The organism is Actinomadura sp. 7K534, assembly GCF_004348575.1.
In the GTDB taxonomy this organism is placed as follows: domain Bacteria; phylum Actinomycetota; class Actinomycetes; order Streptosporangiales; family Streptosporangiaceae; genus Spirillospora; species Spirillospora livida.
Window position 1 is genome coordinate 1 of the sequence record NZ_SMKB01000347.1, and the last position, 5,634, is coordinate 5,634.

Annotated in this window: 6 protein-coding genes; 2 read left to right on the plus strand and 4 right to left on the minus strand. The window is 72.7% G+C overall.

All coding sequences use genetic code 11. The features are described 5' to 3' along the window. The first annotated feature begins 59 nt into the window (after positions 1-59). On the plus strand, positions 60-755 hold the full coding sequence (locus tag E1266_RS34995; RefSeq protein WP_347876772.1) for a cupin domain-containing protein: 696 nt from the start codon (positions 60-62) through the stop codon (positions 753-755). A gap of 6 nt (positions 756-761) precedes the next feature. Here E1266_RS34995 and E1266_RS35000 read toward each other — a convergent pair whose 3' ends face one another. Then, positions 762-1,247, minus strand: a complete 486-nt coding sequence (locus E1266_RS35000; RefSeq protein WP_165966334.1) for a MarR family transcriptional regulator — start codon at positions 1,245-1,247, stop codon at positions 762-764. A 64-nt stretch (positions 1,248-1,311) separates the two neighbouring features. Here E1266_RS35000 and E1266_RS35005 point away from each other — a divergent pair, with 64 nt between their 5' ends. Continuing rightward, complete coding sequence (locus E1266_RS35005) at positions 1,312-2,178, plus strand: TIGR03619 family F420-dependent LLM class oxidoreductase (protein ID WP_132054527.1); 867 nt, start codon at positions 1,312-1,314, stop codon at positions 2,176-2,178. A gap of 88 nt (positions 2,179-2,266) precedes the next feature. Here E1266_RS35005 and E1266_RS35010 read toward each other — a convergent pair whose 3' ends face one another. The 3 genes from E1266_RS35010 to E1266_RS35020 all read right to left on the minus strand — a co-directional run bounded on the left by E1266_RS35010 (position 2,267) and on the right by E1266_RS35020 (position 5,605). Further along, positions 2,267-3,271, minus strand: coding sequence for a sugar phosphate isomerase/epimerase family protein (locus E1266_RS35010; RefSeq protein WP_132054529.1), 1,005 nt, complete (start codon positions 3,269-3,271; stop codon positions 2,267-2,269). A gap of 1 nt (position 3,272) precedes the next feature. Further along, entirely contained in the window at positions 3,273-4,412 is a 1,140-nt protein-coding gene (locus E1266_RS35015; RefSeq protein WP_132054531.1) for a Gfo/Idh/MocA family oxidoreductase, read from the minus strand. Positions 4,413-4,528: 116 nt separating this feature from the next. Beyond that, positions 4,529-5,605: an ABC transporter substrate-binding protein gene (locus E1266_RS35020; protein ID WP_132054533.1), complete on the minus strand. Its 1,077-nt coding sequence runs from the start codon at positions 5,603-5,605 to the stop codon at positions 4,529-4,531. Positions 5,606-5,634: the final 29 nt, after the last annotated feature.

Genomic DNA, 5,634 nt, shown 5'->3' on the forward strand with positions numbered 1-5,634 from the left:
GTGGACTGGGGCTTGCGCGTCGGCTGGGGGTGCTTCTCGGCGCGTCCTAAGCTCGGGGGGTGCTGCTGCTGACGACACTTGATTCCTGGCGGGCGCAGGCCGGTCCGCGGTTCGTCCTTTCCGAGGCCGGTGCGGTGTGGGCGCCCGATGACGACGCGGCCCTCGCCGTCGCCGACGACGTGTTCAAGGAGGGGCAGGTCGTCGCCGTGACACTGGACCCGGCGCCGGGCGCGGTCCCGGGACGCGGGGTGGTCGACCGGACCACGGCGGCCCGCGTCCGGTACGCGCGGCGCGGGCCGGACGGACGCCACGTCGCGGTCCTGGACCGCCCCGAGACCGCCGAGGCGCTCGACCTCCTGCCGCATCCCGAGGGCGGCTGGTACCGGGAGACGTGGCGGTCCGGTGTGGCGTTCACGCCGGACGGCTATCCGGGCGAGCGGCAGAGCGCGACCGCCATCTACTTCCTGCTGCCGCCGGGCGAGGAGTCGATGTGGCACGTCGTCCGGTCCGCCGAGGTGTGGCTGTGGCACCGCGGCGGCCCGCTGACGCTGTACCTCGGCGGGGACGGGGAGGGCCCGTCCGAGACGCAGGAGGCGGTCACGCTGGGCGCGGACGTGGCGGACGGCCAGGTCCCGCAGGCCGTCGTGCCCGCGGGCGTGTGGCAGGCCGCCCACCCGTCCGGCGACGAGGAGGTCCTGGTCAGCTGCGTGGTCTCCCCCGGCTTCGACTTCGCCGACTTCCGCGCCCTGCCCTGACCCCGCTCACCGGGCGGGCTTGCGGCGGGGCCGCACCGCCTGCTCGGCCCAGAACGGCTCCATGACGCGGCCGATCGCCCGGGTGAGGACGCGCAACTCGTCCTGCGACAGCGGGCCGAACACGTCCGCCCCGACCCGGTCCGCGAGGGCGCGGGCGCGGCGGTGCAGGTCGGCCCCGTCCTCGGTGATCCGGACGGAGTGGCGCCGCCGGTCGCGCGGGTCGCGGGTGCGCTCGCAGAGGCCGCGCTCCTCCAGGGCGTCGACCAGCCCGACCATCAGCGTGGGGTCGAGCAGCAGGTAGCCGGCCATCTCCTGCTGCGAGAGCGTGCCGGACGAGCCGAGCATCGCGAGCACGAGGAAATGCCGCACCCGGATGCCGAGGGGCCGCAGTTCCTCTTCGAGGCGCTGCTCCATCCACCAGCCGCACTTGGACAGCTGGTAGCCGGTCAGGGACGCGAGCCCCTCCGGCAGCCCGTCGCGCGTGGAGTCCATGCCGGGCAGCATATCCGTTGGATCATCGCTTGATTTGATCGTAGAAAAGTTCGATTATCTATTCATGGCACCAACTCTGGGACTGTTCGCGGTCAACCTGTACGCGTGCGCCGAGCCGGACGCGGCGGCGCGAATCGCCGCGCTCGCCGAAGACCTCGGGTACGACTCAGTGTGGACGGCCGACCATGTCGTCCTGCCCAGCCCGCGGGTCGACGCTTCGCCGCTCGACCCGGACGCCCCCGTCCTCGACCCGCTGGTCGCCCTCGCCCACCTCGCGGCGCACACCGAGCGGATCGCCCTCGGGACGGGGATCATCGTCCTGCCGCAGCGCAACCCGCTGGTCCTGGCCAAGCAGCTCGCCAGCATCGACGTCCTCAGCAAGGGGCGGCTCATCTTCGGCACGGCCGTCGGATACCTGGAGCCGGAGTTGCGGGCGATCGGCGTCCCGCCAGCGGAGCGCGGCGCGCGCACAGACGAGTATCTGGCGGCTATCCGGTCGCTCTGGTACGACGAAAAGCCGTCCTTCCACGGGCGCTACGCGGACTTCGCGGGCGTCGACGCCCACCCGCGGCCGGTCCAGCGGCCGGTCCCCGTCGTGACGGGAGGGCACAGCCCGGCCGCCCTCCGGAGGGCGGCCCGGCACGCGGACGGCTGGTACGGCTGGATGCTCGGCCGCCGCGCCGCCGCCGAACTCGTCCCGCGGCTGGCCGAGCAGGCCGCGCAGGCGGGGCCGGCCAGGCGCGGCCGTCCGCCGCTGCACGTCTCGGTCACCCCGCCCCGCGCGCCGGACGAGGAGCACGTCAGGGCCTACGGCGAGCTGGGCGTGGACCGGCTCATCATCGTCCCGCCGCTCGGCGCCCCGCTCGCCGAGGTGGAGCGGTTCGTCGAACGCCACGCCCCGCGCAGGGTCGGGGCACGCGTCGCGGAGTGAGGCGAGCGGCGTGCCGCCCCCGTGCGTGGCCTCACGCGGGCGGCACGCCGCAAGTCAGTCGGAACAGCGGGTCAGTCGGAACGGCGGGTCAGTCCGAGGAGAACGCGGAGTCGAAGGAGGCCGTGGGCAGCTCCATCGCGTTCAGGGCGCGGACGAACTCCAGGGCCTCGGGGGCTCCCTGGAGGCGGTCCATGCCCGCGTCCTCCCACTCGATCGAGATCGGGCCGGTGTAGCCGATCGAGTTCAGGGCGCGGAAGCAGTCCTCCCAGGGGACGTCGCCGCGGCCGGTGGAGATGAAGTCCCAGCCGCGCCGCAGGTCGGCCCACGGCAGGTGGGAGGAGAGGCGCCCGCGGCGGCCGTCGCCGGTCCGGACCTTGGTGTCCTTGCAGTCGACGTGGTAGATCCGGTCGCGGAAGTCGAACAGGAAGCCGACCGGGTCGAGGTCCTGCCAGACGAAGTGGGACGGGTCGAAGTTGAGGCCGAACGCGGGCCGGTGCCCGATCGCCTCCAGGGTCCGCACGGTCGTCCAGTAGTCGTAGGCGATCTCGCTGGGGTGGACCTCGTGCGCGAAGCGGACGCCGACCTCGTCGAACACGTCCAGGATGGGGTTCCACCGCTCGGCGAAGTCGGCGTAGCCGCGCTCGACCATCGAGTCCGGGGTCGGCGGGAACATCGCGACCGTGTGCCAGATGGAGGAGCCGGTGAAGCCGACGACGGTGTCGACGCCGAGCCGGGCGGCCGCGCGGGCGGTGTCCTTGATCTCGGCGGCGGCGCGCTGCCGGACGCCCTCGGGCTCGCCGTCGCCCCAGATCCGCTCCGGCAGGATCGCCTTGTGGCGCTCGTCCGGGTTGTCGCAGACGGCCTGTCCGACGAGGTGGTTGGAGATGGCCCACACCTTCAGGTCGTGCTTGGCGAGCGTCTCCAGCTTGCGCGGGATGTAGCCGTCGTCGGCGACGGCCTTGTCGACCTCGAAGTGGTCGCCCCAGCAGGCGATCTCCAGGCCCTCGTAGCCCCAGCCGGACGCCAGCCGGCAGACCTCCTCGAACGGCAGGTCCGCCCACTGGCCGGTGAACAGGGTGATCGGTCGTGGCATGTCAGTCGCTCCCTTCGATGTCGACCCAGCGGCGGGACGCCGCGCTGTCGGCGACGGCGGCGAGGACGCGCTGGATCTGCAGGCCGTCGGCGAACGAGGGGCTCGGGTCCGCGCCCTCCGCGATCGCCGTGAGCAGGTCGGCCATCTGGTGGGTGAAGGTGTGCTCGTAGCCGAGCACGTGGCCGGGCGGCCACCAGCGTCCGGTGTACGGGTGGTCGGGTTCGGTGACGACGATGCGCCGGAAACCGGCGGTCGCGCCGTCCTCGTCCCCGTCGTAGAACCACAGCTCGTTCAGCGACTCCAGGTCGAAGGACAGGGCCCCGGACGAGCCGCTGACCTCGATCCGCAGCGCGTTCTTGCGGCCGGTGGCGACGCGGGTGGCCTCGAACGAGGCGAGCGCGCCGCGGTCGGTGCGGCCGATGAACAGGGCGGCGTCGTCCACGGTCACCGGGGCCGTGCCGCCGCCCGGCACGGGGCGCTCCGGGACGAAGGTCTCCAGCGTCGCCGAGACGCCGGTCAGCGTGTGCCCGGTGATGAACTGGGCGGTGTCCACGATGTGGGAGGCGATGTCGCCGAGCGCGCCCGACCCGGCCTTCTCCCTGTCCATCCGCCACGTGAACGGCGCCTGCGGGTCGGCGAGCCAGTCCTGCAGGTACTGGGCGCGGATGTGCCGGACCGTCCCGATCCGCCCGTCGGCGACCAGCCGGCGCGCGAGCGTGACCGCCGGGACGCGCCGGTAGTTGAACCCGACCATCGACCGGACGCCGCGTTCCCGGGCCCGGTCGGCGGCCGCCGCCATCGCCTCGGCCTCCGCGACGGTGTTGGCGAGGGGCTTCTCGCACAGGACGTGCTTGCCCGCGTCGAGCGCGGCGACCGCGATCTCCGCGTGGCCGTCGCCCGGCGTGCAGATGTCGATGAGCTGGACGTCGTCGCGGCGGAGCAGCTCCTTCCAGTCGGTCTCCACCGACGCCCAGCCGAGCGCCGCGGCGGCGGCTCCGGCGCGCTCGGCGGAACGCCCGGCCAGCGCGGTCATGACCGGGGTCAGCGGCGGCCCGAAGAACGGCCCGACGCTGCGCCACGCCTGGGAGTGGGCGCGTCCCATGAACGCGTGCCCGACCATCCCGACTCCGACGGTCGTCATGTTCTGCTCACCTCTCTGTGCGGCCGGCCCTGTGTGACCGGCCCTGTCTGGCCGGCGGCCCGCCCCTGGGAGCGGGGCGGGCGCGCCGGCGCCCCCGTGGGTCCGGGGCCCGCGGCTCAGGACTCGAAGCCGAGCGGCATGTAGCGGTCGACGTTGTCCTTGGTGATCGTCTCGGACGCCAGCGTGATCGACTGCGGCACCTGCAGCTCGACCAGGTCGGCCATGCCCTTGCCCTGCGCGATCAGCCGGCCGAGCTTGATCGCGGACGCGGCCATCGTCGGCGAGTAGGTGACGGTCGCCTCCAGCACGCCGCCGGCCTTGATCTCGCGCATCGCGTTGGCGGACCCGGCGCCGCCGACCATGAAGAACTCGTCCCGGCCGGACTGCTTGATCGCGGCGAGCACGCCGACGCCCTGGTCGTCGTCGTGGTTCCAGATCGCGTCGATCTTCTTGTGCGCCTGGAGCAGGTTGGAGGCGACCTGGTTGCCGGACTCGACGGTGAACTTCGCGTCCTGCTTGGCGGTGACGTCGAAGCCGTAGGACTTCAGCGCGTCCGCGAAGCCCTTGCTGCGGTCCTGCGTCAGCGGCAGCGTCGCGATGCCCTGGATCTCCACGATGACCGGGTCGGCGACGCCCTTGTCCTTCAGCTTCTTGCCGATGTAGTGGCCGGCGGAGACGCCCATGCCGTAGTTGTCGCCGCCGACCCACGTCCGGTACGACAGGTGGTCGGGGAAGACGCGGTCGAGGTTGACGACCGGGACGCCGGCGTCCATCGCCTTGCGGCCGACCTGGTTCAGCTGCTCCCCGTCGTTGGGCAGGATCACCAGGACGTCGACCTTCGCGCTGATCAGCGATTCGACGGCGGAGATCTGCTGGTTGATGTCGTTGGTCGGCTCGACCGGCTTGAACGTCACGTCGGAGTACTTCTTCGCCTGCTCCTCGGCGTTCTTGGCGATCGCCGCGATCCAGCCGTGGTCCGCGGCGGGCGCGGAGAACCCGATCGTGACCTGCTTGCCCGCCTTGTCGTTGTCGCCGGCGAGCGTCCCGGCCTGCGGGTTCGTGCCGGAGTCGCCGTCGTCGGTGTTGCTGGTGCAGGCCGCGGCGAGGCCGCCGGCGGCGATGGCTGCGCCGCCGAGCAGGAGGTTCCGGCGGCTTGGACGGGGTCCCTGCTGACGGGGGCTCTGTTCACGCATGACGTGCTCCTGGTTGAGGGGGGTGGGGG

Coding starts and splice junctions, on each gene's coding strand:
- E1266_RS35015 (WP_132054531.1), bottom strand. CDS start 4,412: ATGACGACCGTCGGAGTCGGGATGGTCGGGCACGCGTTCATGGGACGC.
- E1266_RS35010 (WP_132054529.1), bottom strand. CDS start 3,271: ATGCCACGACCGATCACCCTGTTCACCGGCCAGTGGGCGGACCTGCCG.
- E1266_RS35000 (WP_165966334.1), bottom strand. CDS start 1,247: ATGGACTCCACGCGCGACGGGCTGCCGGAGGGGCTCGCGTCCCTGACC.
- E1266_RS35020 (WP_132054533.1), bottom strand. CDS start 5,605: ATGCGTGAACAGAGCCCCCGTCAGCAGGGACCCCGTCCAAGCCGCCGG.
- E1266_RS35005 (WP_132054527.1), top strand. CDS start 1,312: ATGGCACCAACTCTGGGACTGTTCGCGGTCAACCTGTACGCGTGCGCC.